The organism is Nocardia sp. NPDC004151 (genome assembly GCF_042874235.1).
Taxonomy (GTDB): Bacteria; Actinomycetota; Actinomycetes; order Mycobacteriales; family Mycobacteriaceae; genus Nocardia.
Window position 1 is genome coordinate 12,714 of sequence record NZ_JBIAMR010000007.1, and the last position, 19,781, is coordinate 32,494.

21 protein-coding genes are annotated in these 19,781 nt (G+C 68.8%); 6 read left to right on the forward strand and 15 right to left on the reverse strand.

Translation table 11 applies throughout. The annotated features are described in order from the left end of the window. Positions 1 to 72 precede the first annotated feature (72 nt). Entirely contained in the window at positions 73 to 849 is a 777-nt protein-coding gene (locus ACFYTS_RS17265) for a helix-turn-helix domain-containing protein (RefSeq protein WP_387305212.1), read from the forward strand. 230 nt (positions 850 to 1,079) lie between these two features. On the opposite strand, the gene ACFYTS_RS17270 is transcribed toward ACFYTS_RS17265, so the two are convergent. Together ACFYTS_RS17270 and ACFYTS_RS17275 are read right to left on the reverse strand one after the other, a co-directional pair. After that, a complete protein-coding gene (locus tag ACFYTS_RS17270) occupies positions 1,080 to 1,241 on the reverse strand; it encodes a hypothetical protein (protein ID WP_357287878.1) in 162 nt (53 codons plus the stop codon). Between the two features lie 19 nt (positions 1,242 to 1,260). Next, on the reverse strand, positions 1,261 to 1,656 hold the full coding sequence (locus tag ACFYTS_RS17275) for a carboxymuconolactone decarboxylase family protein (protein ID WP_357287875.1): 396 nt from the start codon (positions 1,654 to 1,656) through the stop codon (positions 1,261 to 1,263). 170 nt (positions 1,657 to 1,826) lie between these two features. On the opposite strand from ACFYTS_RS17275, the gene ACFYTS_RS17280 reads away from it, so the two are divergent. Continuing rightward, positions 1,827 to 1,955, forward strand: coding sequence for a hypothetical protein (locus tag ACFYTS_RS17280; RefSeq protein WP_357287872.1), 129 nt, complete (start codon positions 1,827 to 1,829; stop codon positions 1,953 to 1,955). 63 nt (positions 1,956 to 2,018) lie between these two features. Then, the gene (locus ACFYTS_RS17285; protein WP_357287869.1) at positions 2,019 to 2,405 is read left to right on the forward strand and encodes a VOC family protein; all 387 of its coding nucleotides are present in this window, start codon (positions 2,019 to 2,021) and stop codon (positions 2,403 to 2,405) included. On the opposite strand, the gene ACFYTS_RS17290 is transcribed toward ACFYTS_RS17285, so the two are convergent. The 12 genes from ACFYTS_RS17290 to ACFYTS_RS17345 are packed head-to-tail and all read right to left on the reverse strand — an operon-like array spanning position 2,392 to position 13,365. Then, a complete protein-coding gene (locus ACFYTS_RS17290) occupies positions 2,392 to 3,636 on the reverse strand; it encodes a TetR/AcrR family transcriptional regulator (protein WP_357287867.1) in 1,245 nt (414 codons plus the stop codon). The two genes, ACFYTS_RS17285 and ACFYTS_RS17290, sit on opposite strands and share 14 nt — an antisense overlap. Beyond that, positions 3,633 to 4,349: a hypothetical protein gene (locus ACFYTS_RS17295; RefSeq protein WP_387305217.1), complete on the reverse strand. Its 717-nt coding sequence runs from the start codon at positions 4,347 to 4,349 to the stop codon at positions 3,633 to 3,635. The genes ACFYTS_RS17290 and ACFYTS_RS17295 overlap by 4 nt, the downstream gene beginning before the upstream one ends. A 10-nt stretch (positions 4,350 to 4,359) precedes the next feature. Next, positions 4,360 to 5,535 carry an MCE family protein gene (locus ACFYTS_RS17300; protein WP_387305219.1) on the reverse strand — a complete coding sequence of 392 codons (1,176 nt, stop codon included), beginning with the start codon at positions 5,533 to 5,535 and terminating at the stop codon, positions 4,360 to 4,362. Further along, positions 5,532 to 6,683 (reverse strand): MCE family protein, encoded by a 1,152-nt coding sequence (locus tag ACFYTS_RS17305; protein ID WP_387305222.1) that lies wholly within the window; start codon positions 6,681 to 6,683, stop codon positions 5,532 to 5,534. Before ACFYTS_RS17305 ends, ACFYTS_RS17300 begins: the two co-directional genes overlap by 4 nt. Then, complete coding sequence (locus ACFYTS_RS17310; protein ID WP_387305224.1) at positions 6,680 to 7,786, reverse strand: MCE family protein; 1,107 nt, start codon at positions 7,784 to 7,786, stop codon at positions 6,680 to 6,682. Before ACFYTS_RS17310 ends, ACFYTS_RS17305 begins: the two co-directional genes overlap by 4 nt. Continuing rightward, positions 7,786 to 8,796, reverse strand: coding sequence for an MlaD family protein (locus ACFYTS_RS17315; protein ID WP_387305227.1), 1,011 nt, complete (start codon positions 8,794 to 8,796; stop codon positions 7,786 to 7,788). The genes ACFYTS_RS17310 and ACFYTS_RS17315 overlap by 1 nt, the downstream gene beginning before the upstream one ends. Continuing rightward, positions 8,793 to 9,815 (reverse strand): MlaD family protein, encoded by a 1,023-nt coding sequence (locus ACFYTS_RS17320; RefSeq protein WP_387305229.1) that lies wholly within the window; start codon positions 9,813 to 9,815, stop codon positions 8,793 to 8,795. The genes ACFYTS_RS17315 and ACFYTS_RS17320 overlap by 4 nt, the downstream gene beginning before the upstream one ends. Beyond that, positions 9,812 to 11,215 carry an MCE family protein gene (locus tag ACFYTS_RS17325; RefSeq protein ID WP_387305232.1) on the reverse strand — a complete coding sequence of 468 codons (1,404 nt, stop codon included), beginning with the start codon at positions 11,213 to 11,215 and terminating at the stop codon, positions 9,812 to 9,814. Before ACFYTS_RS17325 ends, ACFYTS_RS17320 begins: the two co-directional genes overlap by 4 nt. Positions 11,216 to 11,223: 8 nt before the next feature. Next, complete coding sequence (locus tag ACFYTS_RS17330; RefSeq protein WP_387305235.1) at positions 11,224 to 12,087, reverse strand: ABC transporter permease; 864 nt, start codon at positions 12,085 to 12,087, stop codon at positions 11,224 to 11,226. A gap of 1 nt (position 12,088) precedes the next feature. Continuing rightward, entirely contained in the window at positions 12,089 to 12,952 is an 864-nt protein-coding gene (locus ACFYTS_RS17335) for an ABC transporter permease (protein WP_357287842.1), read from the reverse strand. After that, entirely contained in the window at positions 12,952 to 13,140 is a 189-nt protein-coding gene (locus ACFYTS_RS17340) for a hypothetical protein (protein ID WP_357287839.1), read from the reverse strand. Before ACFYTS_RS17340 ends, ACFYTS_RS17335 begins: the two co-directional genes overlap by 1 nt. Next, the gene (locus tag ACFYTS_RS17345) at positions 13,141 to 13,365 is read right to left on the reverse strand and encodes a hypothetical protein (protein WP_387305238.1); all 225 of its coding nucleotides are present in this window, start codon (positions 13,363 to 13,365) and stop codon (positions 13,141 to 13,143) included. A 259-nt stretch (positions 13,366 to 13,624) separates the two neighbouring features. On the opposite strand from ACFYTS_RS17345, the gene ACFYTS_RS17350 reads away from it, so the two are divergent. After that, positions 13,625 to 14,527 carry an oxygenase MpaB family protein gene (locus ACFYTS_RS17350; RefSeq protein WP_387305241.1) on the forward strand — a complete coding sequence of 301 codons (903 nt, stop codon included), beginning with the start codon at positions 13,625 to 13,627 and terminating at the stop codon, positions 14,525 to 14,527. Positions 14,528 to 14,539: 12 nt separating this feature from the next. Here ACFYTS_RS17350 and ACFYTS_RS17355 read toward each other — a convergent pair whose 3' ends face one another. Then, a complete protein-coding gene (locus tag ACFYTS_RS17355) occupies positions 14,540 to 16,567 on the reverse strand; it encodes an ArnT family glycosyltransferase (RefSeq protein ID WP_387305869.1) in 2,028 nt (675 codons plus the stop codon). 598 nt (positions 16,568 to 17,165) lie between these two features. On the opposite strand from ACFYTS_RS17355, the gene ACFYTS_RS17360 reads away from it, so the two are divergent. Together ACFYTS_RS17360 and ACFYTS_RS17365 are read left to right on the forward strand one after the other, a co-directional pair. Next, positions 17,166 to 18,728 (forward strand): sensor histidine kinase, encoded by a 1,563-nt coding sequence (locus tag ACFYTS_RS17360; protein WP_387305244.1) that lies wholly within the window; start codon positions 17,166 to 17,168, stop codon positions 18,726 to 18,728. A gap of 103 nt (positions 18,729 to 18,831) precedes the next feature. Further along, on the forward strand, positions 18,832 to 19,539 hold the full coding sequence (locus tag ACFYTS_RS17365) for a response regulator transcription factor (RefSeq protein WP_387305247.1): 708 nt from the start codon (positions 18,832 to 18,834) through the stop codon (positions 19,537 to 19,539). Positions 19,540 to 19,781 lie beyond the last annotated feature (242 nt).

A 19,781-nucleotide genomic window follows, 5' to 3' on the forward strand; every position in this document is an offset into this window, starting at 1 on the left:
GGGGAATGGAAGAATCAGCACACCGGACGGTTCGCGCGTGGGAGAGGCGGCGATGGAGAGTTCGATACCGAGGTGGCGGGGGACGGGCTTCCCGATGCGCCCACGTTCGGGTCGGTCTTACGACGGCTACGGGATGCGCGCGGCGTGTCGCGGGAGCGGCTGGCATTCAATTCGGGGGTCAGCGCCAGTTATGTGAATCACCTGGAGAAGGGCGAACGCGAGCGGCCCACCCGGGAAGTGGTGACGGCGTTGATGCGCTATCTCGATCGCCTGGCGGCACTGGCCCCGGAGGAATTCCGGCAATTATCGGATCTGGCCGGACTCGGTCCCGTGGAGCAGCCCTCGACCGATGACCTGCGCGCCGATCTCGGGCGCGGAATTCCGCAGGCCCTGGCCTTGAACGAGCCGCACCTGGCCGCCTACGTCGACACCCGCCTGAACATCCTGATGTGGAACGACAGCTTCGCCGCGGGGTTCCCGGGACTGACCGAGGGCGGCAATCTGCTGCGCTGGATGCTCGATGATCCCCGCGCGCGGCACGCGCTGGTCGAATGGGAGCGGGAGCTCCGGATCTCGATCCAGTGGCTGCACGGCTATATCGCCCAGTACGGCGACACCGGCTGGTTCGACGACCTGTTGCAGGAGCTGGGCCGGTTCCCGCTGTTCCTGGAACTCTGGTCGGACACCACCGCCCGCTACGAGCGCGCCCGCCCGGTCATCTGGTTGCGCGACGGCGACGGTACGACGGTTCGGATCGTCGGGCAGCTGTTCACTGTCAACAGCACGGCCTATCCCGGGCGCATGCAGATCTTCATCGGGCTGCGGAGCCCGGGCGAGGGTCAGGCGTAGGACTCGCGGTGCCGGCAGTGGGATAGCAGGACCGATCCTCGTCCTGCTGCTCCTGGTCACGGCCGCACCGCGGCGCTGGATCGGGTTGCGGGAGAAGGTATTCCGTGCCTGGCGCGCCAGCCGGCCTGAAGGCCCGATCGGCCGTACCGGCCCGTGGCGGAGGGGATCGCGGGCCGGTACCGCACTGTCGTCACCGGAACGGCGGCGTCATCGCCGGTATGCCGGTACCGTCACCGGCCGAGGATCCGCCGAATCCAGCCGCCCTCGGCGGCCTGCTCGTGCCCCGCGCACCATTGATCGGCCGGAACCCGGGCGCGCACCTGGGCGATGTGCGCCCCGCATCCGGTCCAGGTGGTCTTGCCGCAGGTCCGGCACCGCGTCGCTCGACACATTCGAGAGTCCTCCGGGTTCTCAGGCGGGCGCTTCGCCGGATGCGATGGCGTCGGCGAATTCGCAGAACGCCTCGTAGGCGCGAGCGCCGTGGATCGTGGCCGGACCACCGTGCATCAGGAACGTCACGCCGATCGCCTCGGCGGCCTCCTGCTTGGTCGCCCCGGCCCGCGCGGCCGCCTGACCGTGCGAGGCGATGCACCCGTCGCAGCCCTCGACGACGCCGATGGCCAGCGCGATCAACTCCTTGGTCTTGCGATCCAGCGCGCCCGGCGCGAATGCCGCCTTGCTGAGCTCGCCGAAACCCTTGTACACCTCGGGAATCGCGCGCCGCAGCTCCCGGTGCAACGGCGACAGCTCGTTGAGCACGGCCTTTCCGTGCGGCGACGCCTGCGTGGTCTCGTGCGGTGCGGACATGCCTACTCCTTCGACTGCTTCATAGATACCCCACCGGGTATATCAACCACCGTAGCATACCCCAGGGGGTATCCTGGAGGGTGTGGTCACGGCCGGGCCCGGCAACACGAACCGGGCCGCGAACCCGATACCATCCACCCGAACCCATCCGATCGGCCCGAGGAGCACCCATGTGTCAACCGACCCCCTGCCAGACCTGCGGCAAGATCACCTGGGCAGGGTGTGGCGACCACATCGACCAGGTCAAGGCGGCCGTTCCGGCCGAGCAGTGGTGCGACGGCGAGCACGTCGCCAACTAGCCGGACGAGGGACTCTCACGAATCCGGTCGCCACGCGGCCGGCGCACAGGAAGGGTAGGAGCCATGCGGATCTACATCACCAGTGTTTTCGTGGACGACCAGCAGAAGGCGCTCGACTTCTACAGCGGGGTGCTCGGCTTCGAGAAGAAGCACGACATTCCGCTGGGCGCGGCCCGATGGCTGACCGTGGTGTCGCCGGAGGACCCGCAGGGGGCGGAATTGTTGCTCGAGCCCGACGGGCATCCGGCGGTGAAGCCGTACAAGGACGCGCTCGTCGGTGACGGAATTCCCGCGGCCTCCTTCCAGGTCGCGGATGTGCGGGCCGAATTCGAGCGATTGAGCGGGCTCGGGGTGAGGTTCACCCAGCAACCGGTGGAGGCGGGCCCGGTGACCACCGCGGTGTTCGACGACACCTGCGGCAATCTGATCCAGATCGTCACTCCGGCGTAGTCCGGACCTCGGCCGGGCCGAACAGGACGGCCTCCATGAGGCGAATCACCCACTGGCGCGGATAGATTCGCTCGTCGTCGCCGAAGACGCGGGCATAGTCCACCACCAGGCCGAGGGCGGCGTGCACCAGGACGGCCGCCTCGGCGGGGGTGAGGCCGGGGCGGACGCGGGTGAGCAGGGCCGCCCATTCGGTGACCACCATGCGCTGCACCACGCGCAGGGTCGCGCGCTCGTCGTCGGGGACGTGGCCGAATTCGGCGAAGTACACGAAGAGCAGTTCGCGTTCGTCGAAGGCCCCGGCCACGTACATGTCGATGAGCTTGGCCAAAGCCTCCGCGGGGCCGGAGGATTCGGCCAGGGTGGGGGCGATGACGGCCGACATGCGGTCGGCGGCCCGGCGGAAGGCGGCCTCGAGCAGATCGCCCTTGCCGCGGTAGTAGCGGTAGACCGCGGAGGTGGAGGGCAGGCCCGCGGCGATCGCGATGTCCTCGACGCTGACATTCGGATAGCCGCGCTCGTAGAACAGCCGCACCGCCCGCGCCAGCAGTAGTTCGTGTTTGAGCGAGAGCGGCGTCTCCACCGCGCGCGGGGCGGGGGGCGGCTGGGCGGGCTCGGGCAGGTCGGCGGCGATGATCGCCCAGCAGGCCGTATTCAGCAGGACGGCAAGGGTTTTGGAGGCGAGTACGACCCGGTGGTCGCCGAGGCAGCTCACCGTGCTGAAGACCCCTATGGCCCGCACCCGCAGTTCACGGGCGGACAGGCCGGGCCGGACCGCGTCGATGAGGGCGCTGAGGTCGGTGAGGGCGGTGCTGAAATGCTGGTCCACCGTGCGCTTGTCGGGGTCGTCGAGGTAGCGGTGCTCCCACCGGGCCAGCCCGACCGTCGTCCGGTTCACGATGGTCTCCGCGATGATGCCGTCGATCCCGTACCCGAGCCGCCGCCGCGCGGGCCAGCCCGCCGCCACCTCGGGCAGGCTCACCGCCGCCACCGTCACCTCGCCCAGCCGCAGCAGCTCACCCGCGAACAGCGCGTACTTGCTCGGATAGTGCCGGTACAGCGCGGTGGAGGTGATGCCGAGGCGGGCGGCGATGTCGTCCATGCTCACCCTGTGGTAGCCCTGCGCCGCGAATTCCGCGGCCGATACCGCCGCGATCTGGGCGCGCCGGTTCTTCGGCCGTCGCCGAACCGCCCGCGCACCCGGTTCGGGGGCGGGCGTCCTCGCCCGGTTCACGACTGCGGCTGTTGCGCCAGCGGCGAATTCACCTTGTTCACCAGCCACCGGTCGCCGGACCGTTGCAGCCGCATCACCATCGACAGCTGACCGGGGGCGGGCTTGCCCTGGGTGCCGAGGCTGGTGATGGTCTGGCCGATCACCACGATGGCCTCGGCGGAGTCGCGTTCGGTATTGCGGACCGCGCACTGCACGTCGGTGGCCTTGGACACGACCTGGCCCTGGGTGAGCACGTCGCGCAGATCCTTGCTGGTGGCGTCGAATTGCTTGCGCCACTCCCCGGTCGCGCCGTCGAGGACGCCGGTGAAGTAGGCGTCGAGGTTCTTGGCGTCGTAGGTGGCCAGTATCGGCGCGTACGCGCAGGCCGCGGCCCGGGCCTGTTCCTGGGCGGCGAGCAGATCCTTCTGTTCGGCATCGTGCCGGTAGAGCACGATGCTGGACCCGATCGACGCCGCCAGTGCGAACACCACCGCGGCGCAGGCGGCGATGCGGCCGCGCGGGCCCAGGGCGGGCAGCGAGGTCGTGCGCAGGCGTGACTTCCACGTGTGCCCGGTCGATTTCGGGGCGGCGGTGTCCGCCACCGCCGCGGCGGTGGCGGGTTCCGTGATCTCGACGGCCGCGGTGTCGGTCTTGTCGACATCGACGGGCGCGGCCGGGGTCGCCTCGGGGTCGGGGGTCTCGTCCGGGTGCTGCTCGATGATGTTGTCGCTCATGGGAAGTCTCCTAACGGGGGACAGGCTGGGACATTTCGTTGCCGGTGGCCCCCGGCGGTGTGGTGGCCCCGTTGTCGGGCACGTCGGGTCGCGGCGCGTTGGCCGACCCGCGGACCTGCAGGGCCGGATCGCTGGTGACGCAGTAGTTGTAGAGCCGCACCCGGTTGTCGGCCTGGATATCGGTCGGCACCACCGGGATGGTCTGGTAGTCGCAGCTGGGCCGGGGCCACGGATCGATCAGGGTGTTGTACGCGCCGTCGTGGGCGGGCACGCCGAGCGCCTGCGATCCGGCGCGCAGGGCCGGGAAGAGCGCGGCGATGGCGGGTGCGCGCAGCTTGGCGGCGCGGGTGACGGCCACGAAGTTGGTCACCAGATTCGTGATGGGATCCTGGGTTTCGGAGATGAACCCGTTGAGGGTGGCCAGCTGGCCGGGCCCCTGCCGGAGCAGTGTGCGCAATTCCTGGTCGGCGGACGCGAACTGGTCGAACAGCACGCTGCCCGCCTTGGTCAGGGTGCCCAGGTCGGGCTGCGCGTGCTGGGTGGTGCCCGCGATGACTTCGAGATTCTCGATCAGCTGCCGGGTCTGCGGCAGCAGGTCGGTGAGGCCCGCCATGGCCCGGCTCAGCCCGGAGATCATGTTGCGCAACCGATCCGGCCCGCCGGCGAGAGCTTTGTCCAGCTCGTCGACGATCACGGTGAGCCGATCCGGGTTCATGCCGCCGACCAGGTCCCCGAGATTGCTGAACACCGACTGGATCTGCACCGGCACGCTGGTGCGGGCCCGCTCGACGAGTGACCCGTCGTGCAGGTAGGGCCCGGTGTCGGAGTCGGGCCGGAAGTCGAGATACTGTTCCCCGGCCGCCGAGAGCCGCCCGACCGCCACGGTCCCGCCCAGCGGAATCCGGGCACTGTCGTCGATCTCGGCGACCGCGGCCACCCCGTCCCCGGCGACGCGCACGTCGCTGACCTTGCCGACCCGGCTGCCCCGGAACGTCACGTCATTGCCGGGCAGCAGCCCGCCCGAGGACACCAGTTCCACGGTCACGTCGTAGGTGTGCGGAATCGGATCGAATCGCAGCACATAGCCGCCGATATAGCCCGACCCGAGGATCAGCACCACGATCAGACCGAGATTGGCGATGGCGATCCGGCGCTGTACCACCCAGTGCCACAGTGGCGGATTCATCGATCCCCTCCCTGCTCCGGCTGCGCGGGCTGGGTCTCGGGCTGACCCGGCTGCATGCCGGGCGGTCGCGGCGGGCTGGTGAGTCGCCCGAACACCTTCTCCAGTACCTGCGTCAGGCTGCCGATGAACTGCCCGGCGTCACCGAGTTCCGGCCACCGGCTACCGTGTGGATCGGTCAGCGCGCCGACGCTCAGGTACGACACCGTCGCCGCCACCGCGAGGGCGGGCCCACGCAGGCTGGCCATCAGCGATGGATAGATGGCGTGCAGCCCGTCCAGTGTTCCGGTCAGCTGATCGCTCTGCGCGAAGCCGGACATCAGGGCCTGAATGCTGTTGAACAGCCCGACGAAATCGCCGCCGGTGGTGGTGGCGAAATCACCGAGCGCGTCGGTGGTGGTCGCTACCTTGGCCAGCAGGTCCACGATCTGCTGATTGTTCTCCGTCAGCAGCCCGATCAGCGCCGGGAAGGTGTCCGCGGCCGCGCCGAGTTGCTCCTTGCGCCGGGCCAACTCACCCGAGAGCGAGTTCATCCCGCCGAGGACGGAGTCGATATCGCCGGTGCGGGCGTTGAGCGCGCCGATGGCGGCGGTCATCTCGGTGAGCAGATGCGAGAGTTCGGGCGCGCGTCCGCCGAACATGGAGTTCATCTCGCCGGTGATCTTGGCGGCCTGATTGATGCCGCCGCCGTTGAGCAGCAGCGAGATCGACATCATGAGCTGCTCCACCGAGGCGCCCGCCGCGGTGTGGTCGGTGCCGATGGTGTCGCCGTCGCGTAGTGGGTCTCCGGCGTCGGCGGCCGACGGCAGCGTCATGGCCACGAACATGTCGCCGAGCGGGGTGGCCTGGCGCAGTTCGACCGTCGTGCCGCGCGGCAGCCGGATGTCCTCGCGGATCAGCATGCGCACGTCGGCCAGGAAGTTGGTGGTCTCGATCTTCGTGACCACCCCGATATCGGTGCCGCCGATCTTGACGTGCGCGTGGTCGGGCAGGTTCAGCGCGTCGGCGAAGGACGCGTGCACGGTGTAACCGGGTGCGCCCAGACCGGGTTTGGGCATGGGGAGGCTGTCCACGGTGACCGCGCACCCGGTGGCGGTGAGCAGCGTGGCGGCGGTCAGGACACCGCCGAGAGCCGTTGTGCGTAGTGTCATTTCAGGTTCGTGATCCCCAGTAGTGCGGCGGTGATGCCGAAGTCGGGTCCGAAGTCGGCCACCTTGCCGGTGCGGCAGCCGTCCAGCCGCATCTGGATGCGCTCGCAGAAGGTCGACAGGATCTCGCCGTCGAGCACCGACTTGTCCAGCAGGCCGTGCAGCCGCAGCGCCTGATGTTCGGTGCTGGTGGCGTTGGCCAGATTCTGGAACATGAGCGGTCCGACGTCCACGATCTCGGTGAGGCCGCGGGCATTGGCGCGCATCTGATCGGTGATGGCCACGAAGCGGGTCAGCGCCCCGGCCAGCTGATCCTTGTTCTGCCCCACCAGGGTCGCGGTATTGGTGACGAAGTCGTCGAGCTGGCGGAGCACCGCGTCGATGCCGGGGGCCTGCTCGCCCATCAGGTTCACCAGTTCGGTGAGCCGGCCGCTGAAGTCGCGCACCGTCTGATCGTTGGCGGCGATCACCTGGGTGATGTCATTGAGTTTGACGATGGTGTTGGAGATCTGGTCCTTGTTGGCGAAGGTCACTTCGAACGCGCCCGACAGCTGGTCCAGGGTCTGGCGCAGCTTGTCGCCATTGCCGTTGAGCAGCGGGAACAACACCCGGCTGGCCATCGGCCCGGTGGTGTTGTCACCTTTGAGCGCATCGCCGAGCTGGGAGAAGGTGGCCAGGATCCGATCCAGCTCGACCGGAACGCGGGTGCGCTGCAACGGAATATAGGCGCCGTCGGCAAGGGTCGGACCGTCACCGGTGTAGGCTGGAGCCAACTCCACGTGACGATTCGTGATCAACTGTGGATTCACCAGCGCCGCAATGGCATCCGCGGGAATCTTGACGTCCTCATCAAGCGACATGGTGACCTGGACGTAACTGCCCTTGGGCGTGACGGTTTCGACGGTCCCGATCGGAACCCCCAGCACCGCCACCTCATTGCCCGCGTACAGGCCCGCGACGCTCTCGAAATCCGCGGTGACCTTCATGCGCCCGCCCAGATGCTGCGTGGGCAGTGAGCCGATCGAATCGGGCAGCAGCCCGCACGCCGAGGTGAGCAGCAGCGCGCCGCACACCGCGGCCAGCCGGAATGGTCTGCGAAATTGCATCACTTGCACCCCTGCACGGCCTGCGCGAAGCACAACCAGTTGTCCGGGAACAGCCACGGCGCGTACACGTTTCCGTACGGCCCGTCGCCGAGCACATTGTTGAACTGCCGCAAGGTCACCGGCATGATCTGGTACAGCCGGGCCAGGTTGTCCTTGTTCTTGTCCAGGCCCTCCGACATGGTGTTCAGGTCGGTGATGAGCGGACCGAGTTGGTTGTTGTTCTCGAGCCCCATCTGCTGCAACAGCTTCGACAGCGAGGCCACATTGTCGAGCAGCTGCTCGAGCAGCGTCTGCCGCTTCTGGACCGCGCTGCCGATGGCCTCGCCGCGGGTCAGCAGCATGAGCACGCTGTTCTGGTTGTCCGAGGCCAGCTGCGAGACGGTGTCCATGCCCTTCAGGAGGGTGTCCACCTCGTCGCGGCGGTCATTGATCACCTTGGCGAGCGCGCCCACGCTGTCGAGCGCCTGCACGGTCAGCTCGGGGGAGTTGCCCATCTGCTGGTCCACCAGGTCCAGGGCATTGCGCAGCTTCTGCGGATCCAGCTTCTCGACGCGTTCGAAGGCGTTCTTGTACTGCGGATCCTGCACCACCTTGCCCAGGTTGTAGGGCACCGAGGTGTGGTCGAGCTTGATCCGGTCGCCGAGCAGGGTCCGTCCGCTGCCGGGGGTGAGTTCGACGTGCAGGCGGCCCAGGATGGTGGACATCTTGATGGCGGCGCGGGCATCGTCACCGAGCTTGATCTCGCGCCGCACCTTCATGTCCACCAGCACCTTGCCGTTGTCCAGCCTCACGGCGCCGACCTGACCGACCTCGATGCCGGAGACATCCACCGTCGCGCCCGGCCGCAATCCGGCGGCCTGGGCGAACTCGGCGTGAATGGTCTTGTCGCCCACGTGCGCCTGCTCGATCAGGGTGGACCCGGCGAGCAGCGCCACCACGAATCCCGACGCGAACAGACCCAGTCGCAGCGGCCGGTTGGCCAGGAAGGCCGGGTAGCGAAGCCGCCTCATCGGCACACCTCCGAATGTGATTGGCCGCCGATCTGGTTGAACAGGCCCGGTGGCAGCAGCACGCCCCACAAGGAGACGTCCAGGCTGCACAGGTACGCGTTGCCGTAGGCGCCGTAGCTGCTGAACCGCGCGACACCATTGAGGACGTCGGGCAGCTCGACGGCCGCTTTGTCCAGCGATGCGCCATTGAGCAGGAGCAACGCGACACCGGCACTGGCGTCGGTCTGCGCGCGGGCCGCGCCGGGCTTCACCTGGGCCAGGATGCCCACCAGTGAATCCGTCGCCGTCGCAACGCGTTCCACGGACGATTTCAGCGTGCCGCCCTGCGCGTACAGCGCATCGGTGAGCGCTCGCGCCTGGGTGATCAGGGTTTCGAGCTCATTGCTGCGGTGGGCCAGGCCGGAGATGACGCTGCTGAGATTGCCGACCACCTGGCCCAGGATCTCGTCGCGCTGCCCGAAGGTCCCGGCCAGCTGCGCGGCCTGCGTCACCAGGGCGCCCAACGAGACGCCATTGCCTTGCAACGCCTGGATCAGGGTCTCCGACAGCGAGTTCACCTGATCGGGTTGCAGCACGCTGAACAGCGGCTCGAAGCCCGACAGCAGGGACGAGACATCGAAGGACGGCTCGGTCCGGTCGAGCGGGATCTGACCGCCCGCGGGCAGCGGTGCGCCCGCCTCCTTGCCCGGCAGTAGCGCGATATAGCGCTGCCCGATCAGGTTCTGGTAGCGCACCAGCGCTTTCGTCGAGGTCGTCGGATGCTGCTCGGCCCCGATGCGGAAGTCGACCCGGGCGCGGTAGCCATCGGTGAAATCGATCTTGTCGACCCGGCCGACCCGCACGCCCGCCATCCGGATGTCGTCGCCGACCCGCAGGCCCAGGACGTCGGAGAACACGGCGGAGTAGGAGTTGGTGGAGCCGGGCACCGAACGTTGCAGGGTGGACCACATCGTGTAGGTGAGCAGGACCGCGACAGCGGCGAACAGGCCGAAGCCCGCCAAGGCTTTTCCGGACTTCACGACACGCCTCCCGTCTCGGCCGGGACCAGGTCGCCGCCCGCGAGCAGGGGAGTCAGCAACAGCAGCTGAGCCGCGTCCGGCCGGTGGCCGACGATCGCGGCGACCGCGTCGCTGCCGCGCAATCCGGCCGGCTGAACGGCCGCGGGTGCGGGCTGGGTCGCGCCTGCCGGCGCCGTCAGCCCGGGAATCGCGGGCAGTCCCGGAATCGACGGAAGACCCGGAATGGCAGGCAGACCCGGAATGGCGGGTGTGGCCGCCGGTGTCGGCGCGGGCCCGGCGGCATTGAGCCAGGTGGGCAGCTGCTGCTGGGGGAACTGTTGCGCCGGAGCGGTATCCGGCACCGTCGACCCACCGCAGCGCGGTCCCGTGAGCTCCCCGTAGTGCGGGCAGTCCGCCGCCGTGTACTGCTGGAACGGCGTGAACGACACGTCCATCCGCCACACCATCTGCTTCTTGGGCCCGAAGGTGAAGACGCCCTGCAACCGCTGCAGGGCGGTATTGAGATTGGCGATGGCGAACGGGATGGCCTGCGGGTCCTGGGCCAGGCTGCCGAAGAGCTGGTTCAGGCCCGACACCAGGAACTTGCCGGAATCGGGATTACGGGCGAAGAGTCCGTTCACCGTGTCCACCGCGCCGCCGCCATTGGTCAGCAGACCGACCAGCGCCGCCCGCTGCTCGGTGAGGGTGCGCGCGGTGGTCACCGACTTGGCCAGGGTCCCCACCAGATCCGGGGCGGACTCGCTCAACGCGGTCGCCGCCCGGCCCAGATTGCCGAGCAGATCGCCGACGTCCTCGATCCCGCGCACCTCGGTGACCCAGCGGTCGAGCCGCTCCACCGTGGACCCGGGCACCCGGGCCGACGGATCCAGTGCCGCCGCCAGCGTCGACAGCACCCGGCCCAGCTTCTCGGGCTGAATATTGTTCAGCACGGTGCGCAGCACATTGAGGGTGCTCTGCAACTGGACCGTCGCGGTGCTGGTGTCCTCCGGAATGGTCGCGCCCGCGCGCAGCGTGTCCTTGGTGGGCGTGGTGTCGACCAGTTCGACCGCGGTCACCCCGAAGATATTGTTCGGGATCACCCGCGCCGCCACATTCGCCGGAATCGTGTTCGCCACCACCGGCCTCAGTGCGATGGCGGCTTCCTGCCGCTCGCCCTTGGCCGCCACGGTGACGTCCTCGACGCGGCCGACGATCATGCCGCGGAACTTCACGTCGGCGTGGGCGGGCAGCCCGTCGCCGGTGCTGGTGAGCGCCGCGGTGACCGGGACCTTGTCCTCGAAGCGGCCGTTGTAGCGCAGGGCCAGCAGATACAGCAGCAGCGCGACCGTGGTGAGCAGCGCGAGTCCGGCCAGCGTGAGGTGGCGGGCCGTGGGGCCCCGCCCGCTGGGATCGAGAATCATCGATACACCTATCCCGAGATGCGGAATCCGGGGTCGATGCCCCAGATCGCAAGGGTCAGAAAGAGATTGACGAAGACCATGACGACGATGACCATCTTGATGGCGCGTCCGGCCGCCACCCCGACGCCCTCGGGCCCGCCGGTGGCGACGAAGCCGTAGTAGCACTGGATGAACGTCGAGATCATCACGAACACCATGACCTTGAGCAGCGACCAGAACACGTCCGGTCCCAGCAGGAACTGGAAGAAATAGTGGTCGTAGGTGCCGGCGGTGGTACCACCCAGGATCAGCACCGACAGCTTGGTCGCCAGGTACGCCACCGCCAGGCCCACGCTGTAGAGCGGGACGATGGTCAGCGTCGAGGCGATCATGCGGGTGCTGATCAGGTATGGAAGCGGGCGGATGGCAATGGATTCCAGCGCGTCGATCTCCTCGGAGATGCGCATGGCGCCCAGCTGCGCGGTGAACCGGCACCCGGCCTGGATCGCGAACGCCAGGGTCGCGATGATCGGGGCCAGCTCGCGGGTGGTCGCGAAACCGGAGATCGCGCCGGTGAGCGGGCTCATGGTGAGCAGGTTCAACGCCGTGAACGACTCCATGCCGACGGTGATCCCGCCGAACCCGCACAGCGCCACCACCACGCCGATGGTGCCGCCGCCCACCACCAGTGAGCCGTTGCCCCAGCCGACATCGGCGGTCAGGCGCAGCACCTCCTGGCGATAGTGCTCGAGCACGAACGGAATCGCGATCAGGGCCTGGAAGAAGGTGATGACCTGATGGCCCAGTCGCTGATTGGCCTGCACCGGCACCGACACCACGTTCGCGGCCAGGCGCACGGGTTTGAGCGCCGGGGGCGTGTAGGAACTGCCCATCTCACACCACCTTCGTCGGCAACAGCGTGTTGTAGAGCTGGGTGAGCGCGATATTGGTGGCGAACAGCATCAGCGCCGAGCTCACCACCGCCGAGTTCACCGCATTGGCCACCCCGCCCGGGCCGCCGTGCGCGTGCAGGCCGATATCGCAGGCGATCACCGCGGTCAGCAGCCCGAAGATGGCCGCCTTGAGCACCGCGACCACCAGGTCGTCGGCCACCGCGAAGGACGCGAACGAGCCGATGAACGAGCCCGGCGTCCCCGACTGGGCGTAGACGTTGAACATGTAGGCCGTCGCGAAGCCCACGAACACGATGAAGCCGCACAGCAGCATGCTCACCAGCACCGCCGCCGCCAGTCGCGGCGCGACCAGCCGCCGCACCGGGTCGACGCCCATCACCATCATGGCGTCGATCTCCTCGCGGATCGTGCGCGAGCCCAGGTCGGCGGTGATGGCCGAGCCGACCGCGCCCGCGATCATGAGCGAGGTGACCAGCGGCGCGCCCTGGCGGATGATGCCGAGCCCGGCCACCGCGCCGATGAAGGTGGTCGCGCCGACCTGATTCACCAACGCGCCCACCTGGATCGACACCACCACCGCGATCGGGATGGCCACCAGCACCGTCGGCGCGGCCGACACGCTCGTCATGAACGCGCACTGTTTGATGAACTCGCGGTACGGGAACCGCCGCGACAGGATCGACACCACCAGCTGACGCAGCGCGTCCCGGCCCAGATCGACCTGTCGCCCCAGGGTTTCCAGGGACCGCTGCGGATGATCGCGCCACAACTGTCGGGCGCTCCGGCCGATCCGCTCCAGTTCCGAGGGTTCCGGTGCGCCGGAAGGTTTTTCGAGTGTCGTCATCAGGCCATGTCCTCGAGGTAGCGCTGCAACAGCATCAGCAGATACCCGGCCACCGAGAGACCGGCGGCCACGGTGCACAGCACGGCCACCCACAGGCCGGCGCGCAGAACGGGATTCACTCGCATACGCCCACCGAGAATCTTGATCCCGATTACCAGGATGTCGATGAGCCAGACCAGAACCATCATCTACGTCATGCACACATTCGAGAAGGTGAGCACCGGCCAGCACACGATCGATCCGACGAACGAGATGATCACGTCGAGGCCGTGCAACTGCTTCAGATGTGCGGTGTGGGTGAGTGTCCACACCACCCCCACCAGCCCGTAGGGAATGGCCAGAATGATCAGCGTCCCGAGGAATTCGGACACCTTCATCTCGTAGCCCAGTATGCGATCCAACCGTTTCAGCATCTTGCGAACGTCCTCTCACGTCCCCGCCTCGCGCCTCTGTGCACGAGCTGCCGCAGCGACGTATGTTACTCACGATTCTCAAGAATGGAAGAGAATCGGGAGATCTTCTTCGGGGATGATATTGGCGAGATGCAACGTCTCACGCTGCGGTGATGCGGTAACACAGGTGGTACTAAGTTACTTTCGATTCCCCTCTTGAATCCGAGACCGCGCTGCGGAATCCTCGGTAACATAGCCCGCGCCCGATCGAAGGAGATCCATGACCATCGCGGCACCGCAGCCGGCCGGCGACGCCACCCTCACCCTCGAGCAGACCCGCATCCACATCCCCGGCGTGCACCGCGCCGACACCAAACGCCCGCCGAAACTCGAGGACGCGCTGGACTTCTGGCAGTTCTCCGGCGCGGCCGCCAATGTCGCCATGCAGATGGCGCGACCCGGCGTCGGGCACGGCGTGGCCGACAGCAAGGTGCACTCCGGGGCGCTCATGGTGCATCCGTGGAAACGGTTGCGCACCACCGCGTCCTACCTCGCGGTCGCCATCCTCGGCACGCCGGAGGAGAAGGTCGCCTTCCGGGAAGCGGTCAATGTCGCCCACCGCCAGGTGAAGTCCGAACTAGGGGCCGCTGTCCGCTACAACGCCTTCGACCGCGACCTGCAACTGTGGGTCGCGGCCTGCCTCTACATCGGCTTCGAGGACTCGTATCAGCTGCTCAACGGGAAGATGAATCCCGAACAGGCCGAGGCGTTCTACTCCACCTCCGCGCCCCTGGGCACCACCCTCCAGGTCACCGACGAGATGTGGCCCGGCACCCGCGCCGAATTCGACGAGTACTGGGTGCGCGCGTGCGAGCAGGTGGCGGCCGACGAGAAGATCCGCGCCTTCATCGACGACCTGCTGCGCCTGCGCATGATCCACTGGTATCTGCGGGTGATCTTCGGCGGTCTGCTGCGCTTCCTCACCGTCGGCTACCTGCCCCCGTACTTCCGTGAGCAGCTCGGCGTGAGCTGGTCCGCCGCCGACCAGCGCCGCTTCGAGCACCTGTTCGTGTTCGTGGGCTTCGTGAACCGCTTCATTCCCCGCTTCATTCGCAACGCGGGCACCCGGAGCATGATGGCGAACGTGCGCCGTCGGCTGCGGGTGCACAAGGCGTTGATCTGATCGTCCGGCCGCTCAGGCGGTGACCGGCCGGGACAGGTCGTACACGGTGCTGGCGCCGACCGTGAGCGCGGTGAAGTGGGACTTCACCCAGGCCGAGATCTGGGAGCCGCTCGAATCGGCGTTGCCGCCCATGACCATTCCGCCGTCGATGAAGTAGCGAACCTGACCGGCGGACACGTAGGTCTGGAACCGCGCCAGGGTGGGGGAGTCGTCGCTACCGGTGAAACCACCGATCGCCATGACCGACTTGCCGGAATTCAGGGCAAGGCCCCCAGCCGAACCCGCCCCGACGGTCGCGGCCGCCCAGCGAGCGTCGCTGTGCTCGAGCAGGGCTACCAGCTCGGCATTGTTCGCCGATGCGAACATCGGGCCGTGCCCGTTGCCTGGCGCGCCGTCGCCGGTGCCGCCTTGCTGGACCGGAATGACGCCGGTCGGCCCGGTCGTGATCTCGCCGCTCGGGGCGGCCGGATCCCCTTCGGGCGCTGCGCCGCTCGGTGGTGTGAAGCGATCGCCGTCCTCGCCGGGAGCGCCGCCAGGCATGCAGCCAGGGCCGAAACTCTGGGCGGCGGCGGGTCCGGACAGCGGATTGCCGCCGCTGTGTGGCTGGGCGGCGGTCGCGATCGCCCAGGCGCTCGCGCCGCCGAGTCCGAACAGCACGCCCGCCAGCGCAAGAACGGCGGCGTAGCGGCGGGATGCGCGGGAACCGGCAATAACGGGCAGCGCCACCAGGATCGAGCCGATCAGCACCGTCCAGCGCAGCCACGGCAGCCAGTCCGGGGTGCGGTTCAGCAGCACGAACGACCACGCCCCGGTGCCCGCCGCCATGAGGGCCAAGGTCGGGCGCGCCGCGGGATGGGCCGCGCGCGACCACAATTCGCGCACCGACAGCGCGATCAGCGCGCCGATCGCCGGGGCCAGGGCCACGGTGTAGTACGGGTGCACGATGCCGCCCATGAACGAGAAGGTCACCCCGGTGACCAGTAGCCAGCCGCCCCACAGGACGAACGCCGCCCGGGTGCGGTCGGTGCGCCGCGCACGGCGGGTGAGCCAGAGCCCCGCGGCCAGCCCGATCAGCGCGGCCGGAAGCAGCCACGAGATCTCGCCGCCCATCTCCGGATTGAAAAGCCGTGTGAGGCCCGAGGATCCGCTGAACCCGGCGAATCCGGACATGCCCTCGGGCGCGTCGACACCGCCGGAACCGTGGGAACCCATATTGCCGCTGCCGCCGAGGATGCGGCCCAGACCGTTGTAGCCGACCGCCAGCTGCCACAGGCTGTTGTCGGTCGAGCCACCGATGAACGGCCGCGAGTCCGCGGGCCACAACTCGACCAGCGCGATGTACCACCCCGCCGACACCACGACGGCGAGGCAGGCCAGGGCGAGGGACAGGACCCGCTGCCGCAGTGAGCTGTTCGCGGCGATCAGGAAAGCCAGACCGAGCCCGGGCAGGATCAAGAACGCCTGCATCATCTTGGTGAGGAAGCCGAACCCCACCGCCACACCCGCGAGCATCAGCCAGCCGGTCGGCGCGGACCACACCCGGTCGCCGGTGGCCTGAATGGCACGGACCGTGCAGTAGGCGGCCACGACGAGCAGCAGCACCAGTAACGCGTCCGGATTGTCGAAGCGGAAGATCAGCACCGCCACGGGTGTCAGGCCCGCGGTCGCCCCGGCCAGCAGCCCGGCGCCCGGCCCGCTCGGCCGCCGCACGGTGGCCGCGAGCAGCCCGACCGACACGACGCCCATGAGCGCTTGCGGCAGCAGCACCGACCACTGGCTGAACCCGAGCAGCTTCCCGGACAGCCCCATCACCCACAGCGCCGCGGGCGGCTTGTCCACCGTGATGGCGTTCCCGGCGTCGAACGACCCGAACAGCAGCGCCTTCCAACTCCGCGACCCCGCCTGGGCGGCCGCCGAGTAGTACTCGTTGGCCCAGCCGGAGTTCGTCAGATCCCACAGATAGAGCACCGCCGTCACCGCGAGCAGCCCGATCAGCCCCGGCCGCGCCCAGCGAGGCTGCCCGTCCGCCCCGAAAACCATCCGGGCGAGCCGTGTTTCACGCCGCCCGGCGTCGCCCTCGTCCGGTCGCTCCGCCGCGGCCGACTCCAGCCGCCACGCAGTCGATGTCATTTCCCGTCCCTTTCGCTCACCGCGACACCGTGATCGCGTCGCGGTCGTCGCGGTCGATCCTGTTCGCCGGGGCTCGGGGCGAATGGCGTGCGAATCTGGGAGTCCGCTGGGAACGCGGTATGGGCTCGCCGGGCCCGCTAGGCCGAGTGATGGTGCGTGGACACTCGTGCCTGCGAGGTGCGCGGACCGGGGGCTGGACTGCCACACGGATCCCCGCGCCGGTCAACGGCCGGAGCCAGACATCGTGGCTCGAGCGGTGGGCCCCGCGTGGAATCGCCGGTCGACCACAACCAAACGCCCGGCCGCCGGTCACCGCTCCGGTGCGGGCCGGGGTTCGCGGGGCCGGGATCGGTGCTGTGGGTCGGTGCCCGCCGCAATCGGCGCGCGGGCGGACGCGGCTTCTCGAGTTCGCCGGAGGTTCGGCGCCTACTGTCGGGGCGGTTCGCGCGGCGGCGCGGCGGAAGGGAGATCGGCGTGGGCCGTCGACGGGCTGTGTTTAGGTGGGTTCGTGCGTGATCGAGCGGTCGGCTCTCCGTCCGCCGGAGCCCATGCGGGGCCTCGTTTCCCCAGGCTGCGGCGGTGGACGCTGCGGACCCGGCTGCTGGTGTCGGTGCTGGTGATCGCCACGGCGGGGCTGGCCGCGTTCGGGGTGCTCACCCAGGCGATGCTCGGCCGCTCCGAATTGGCGCGTATCGATGGACAGTTGAACGGGGTCGCGCGGGATCTGGCCACCGAGAGCCGTCCGCCCCCGCCCCCGCGGCCCGACGAACCGGTGAAGGGCCTGCCCTCGACCTTCCAGGTCCTGTTCTTCGACAGCACGGGCGCTCCGTCGGGGCAGATCGGCGTCGGTGGTGTCGAGTTGTCGTTGCCCGCGATGGACAAGGCGGCAGTCGCCGCGCGTGGCGACCGGATCTTCGAGGTGACCGACTCGCACGGGTCCCCTTGGCGGGTGCGGACGGTGGTGCAGCCGCCGAGCCGGATGCAGCCACTGGGGGCGACGGCGGCCGTTGTCATGCCGTTGGACGGCTACTACGCGACCGCTCGGGAATTGCGGACCATCGAAGTGGTCTCCGGCGTGGTGCTGGTGCTGGTGATGGCCGCCGTGGCGACCTGGGTGGTGCGGGTCGGGTTGCGGCCGCTCTCGCGGATCGAGCACACCGCCGAGGCCATCGCGGCCGGAGAGCTGGATCGGCGGGTCGAGCACACCGACGATCACACCGAGGTCGGGCGGCTGGGGGCCGCGTTCAATGTGATGCTCGAACGGTTGTCGACCAGCATGCGGCGGCTCGGGGAATCCGAGGCGCGGATGCGGCTGTTCGTGGCCGATGCCTCGCACGAACTGCGCACCCCGCTCACCTCGATCCGCGGGTACGCCGAGCTGTACCGGATGGGCGGCGCCGCGAATCCCGGCCAGGTCGCCACCATGATGCGACGCATCGAGGACGAGGCCGCGCGCATGGGACTGCTGGTCGAGGACCTGCTGCTGCTCGCACGGCTGGACGAGCAACGCCCGCTGGACCTGACCGACGTGAACCTGTCCGCCCTCGGCGGGGACATCGTGCGCGACGCGCTGGCCCGGCAGCCGGAACGCGTTGTGCGGCTGCGGCTTCCCGGCGGCGTCGTGCGCGTGGTGGGGGACGAGCATCGGCTGCGGCAGGTGCTGACCAACCTGGTCGGCAACGGGCTCGTGCACACACCCGCCACGGCCGAGATCGACATTCGGATCGCCACGGGCACCGTGCCGGACGCGGCCGGAGTGGTCGCCGCCGCCGGTGCCGATCTGCCGGCGGGTGGTCCGGCGGTGATCGCGGAGGTGTCCGACACCGGCCCCGGCATCCCCCTCGAACAGGCCGGACACGTCTTCGACCGCTTCTATCGGGTCGACGAATCCCGCTCGCGCGCAGGCGGTTCCGGGCTGGGACTGGCCATCGTGGCCGCCGTGCTGACCGCGCACGGCGCGCGGATCGAACTGCTCACCCGGCCCGGGGCGGGCACGCTCTTCCGCATGGTGTTCCCGCTCTCGGACCAGTCCGGACCCGAGGCCGCCGGTTCACAGGAAACGCCCAGCTGACGCCGAGCTTGCCCGGTGGGCCGGCCCCGAGGATGGCCCGTATGACACAGAGCGGCGCGAGTGCGCGCACGAATCCGGTGTGGGAGCGCCTAGGGTGACCATCGTGAGCGATCGCGCCGCGACCCCGGCGGCGACCGTGCTGGTCGTCGACGACGAGCCGTACATTCTCGACCTGCTCTGTTCCGCGCTGCGGCTGAGCGGGTTCGACGTCAGCTCCGCCGACAGCGGCCGGGGCGCGCTGGAAGCCGCGACCCGGCGGCCGCCCGACGTCATGATCCTCGACGTCATGCTGCCCGACCTCGACGGTTTCACCGTCGCCCGCAGGCTGCGCGCCGCGGGCAGCGAGGTTCCGGTGCTGTTCCTCACCGCCCGCGACGCCGTCGAGGACCGCATCGCCGGACTCAGCGCCGGCGGCGACGACTACGTGAGCAAACCGTTCAGCCTCGAGGAAGTCGTGCTGCGTCTGCACGCCATCCTGCGCCGCACCAAACCCGCCGACGACGAGGGGCCCGAGCGGCTGCGCTTCGCCGACCTGGAACTCGACGCCGACACTCACCGCGTGTTCCGGGGCGGCGAATTGATCTGGCTGTCCGCCACCGAATTCAAGCTGTTGCAGTACCTGATGCTCAACGCGGGCAAGGTGGTGAGCAAGCGGCAGATCCTCGACCGTGTGTGGCAGGCCGAGGAAGGGCGAGCCGACCGAGTGGTCGAAACGTTCGTCAGTCAGCTGCGGCGCAAGATCGATACCGACCATCCGCCACTGATTCACACGGTGCGCGGCGTCGGATACACGCTGCGCGACACTCCCTAGCGCATTGGCGCGCAACCACAACAGCAACGGCGCCGTGGCAGGAGTTTCCGCTCGAACTGCTCGACTCGCTACCTCGGGGATGGCCGGCTGTGCACGACGCGCAGGAAGGATTCTTGGCGCGCTCGCCCATTCTGACTGCCGCGGCGATCGGGTGGTCCGGACCCGAGATCCCGGAGCCGAGCCGTATCTGCGTCGCGAAGGACTTCGCCATCACGGCTTCTGGCCGCTGCACGCCCCGGTGG

Coding starts and splice junctions, on each gene's coding strand:
- ACFYTS_RS17330 (WP_387305235.1), bottom strand. CDS start 12,087: ATGGGCAGTTCCTACACGCCCCCGGCGCTCAAACCCGTGCGCCTGGCC.
- ACFYTS_RS17285 (WP_357287869.1), top strand. CDS start 2,019: ATGCGGATCTACATCACCAGTGTTTTCGTGGACGACCAGCAGAAGGCG.
- ACFYTS_RS17315 (WP_387305227.1), bottom strand. CDS start 8,796: ATGAGGCGGCTTCGCTACCCGGCCTTCCTGGCCAACCGGCCGCTGCGA.
- ACFYTS_RS17335 (WP_357287842.1), bottom strand. CDS start 12,952: ATGACGACACTCGAAAAACCTTCCGGCGCACCGGAACCCTCGGAACTG.
- ACFYTS_RS17295 (WP_387305217.1), bottom strand. CDS start 4,349: ATGAGCGACAACATCATCGAGCAGCACCCGGACGAGACCCCCGACCCC.
- ACFYTS_RS17355 (WP_387305869.1), bottom strand. CDS start 16,567: ATGGTTTTCGGGGCGGACGGGCAGCCTCGCTGGGCGCGGCCGGGGCTG.
- ACFYTS_RS17300 (WP_387305219.1), bottom strand. CDS start 5,535: ATGAATCCGCCACTGTGGCACTGGGTGGTACAGCGCCGGATCGCCATC.
- ACFYTS_RS17345 (WP_387305238.1), bottom strand. CDS start 13,365: ATGCTGAAACGGTTGGATCGCATACTGGGCTACGAGATGAAGGTGTCC.
- ACFYTS_RS17325 (WP_387305232.1), bottom strand. CDS start 11,215: ATGATTCTCGATCCCAGCGGGCGGGGCCCCACGGCCCGCCACCTCACG.
- ACFYTS_RS17305 (WP_387305222.1), bottom strand. CDS start 6,683: ATGACACTACGCACAACGGCTCTCGGCGGTGTCCTGACCGCCGCCACG.
- ACFYTS_RS17280 (WP_357287872.1), top strand. CDS start 1,827: ATGTGTCAACCGACCCCCTGCCAGACCTGCGGCAAGATCACCTGGGCA.
- ACFYTS_RS17350 (WP_387305241.1), top strand. CDS start 13,625: ATGACCATCGCGGCACCGCAGCCGGCCGGCGACGCCACCCTCACCCTC.
- ACFYTS_RS17275 (WP_357287875.1), bottom strand. CDS start 1,656: ATGTCCGCACCGCACGAGACCACGCAGGCGTCGCCGCACGGAAAGGCC.
- ACFYTS_RS17340 (WP_357287839.1), bottom strand. CDS start 13,140: ATGATGGTTCTGGTCTGGCTCATCGACATCCTGGTAATCGGGATCAAG.
- ACFYTS_RS17310 (WP_387305224.1), bottom strand. CDS start 7,786: ATGCAATTTCGCAGACCATTCCGGCTGGCCGCGGTGTGCGGCGCGCTG.
- ACFYTS_RS17270 (WP_357287878.1), bottom strand. CDS start 1,241: ATGTGTCGAGCGACGCGGTGCCGGACCTGCGGCAAGACCACCTGGACC.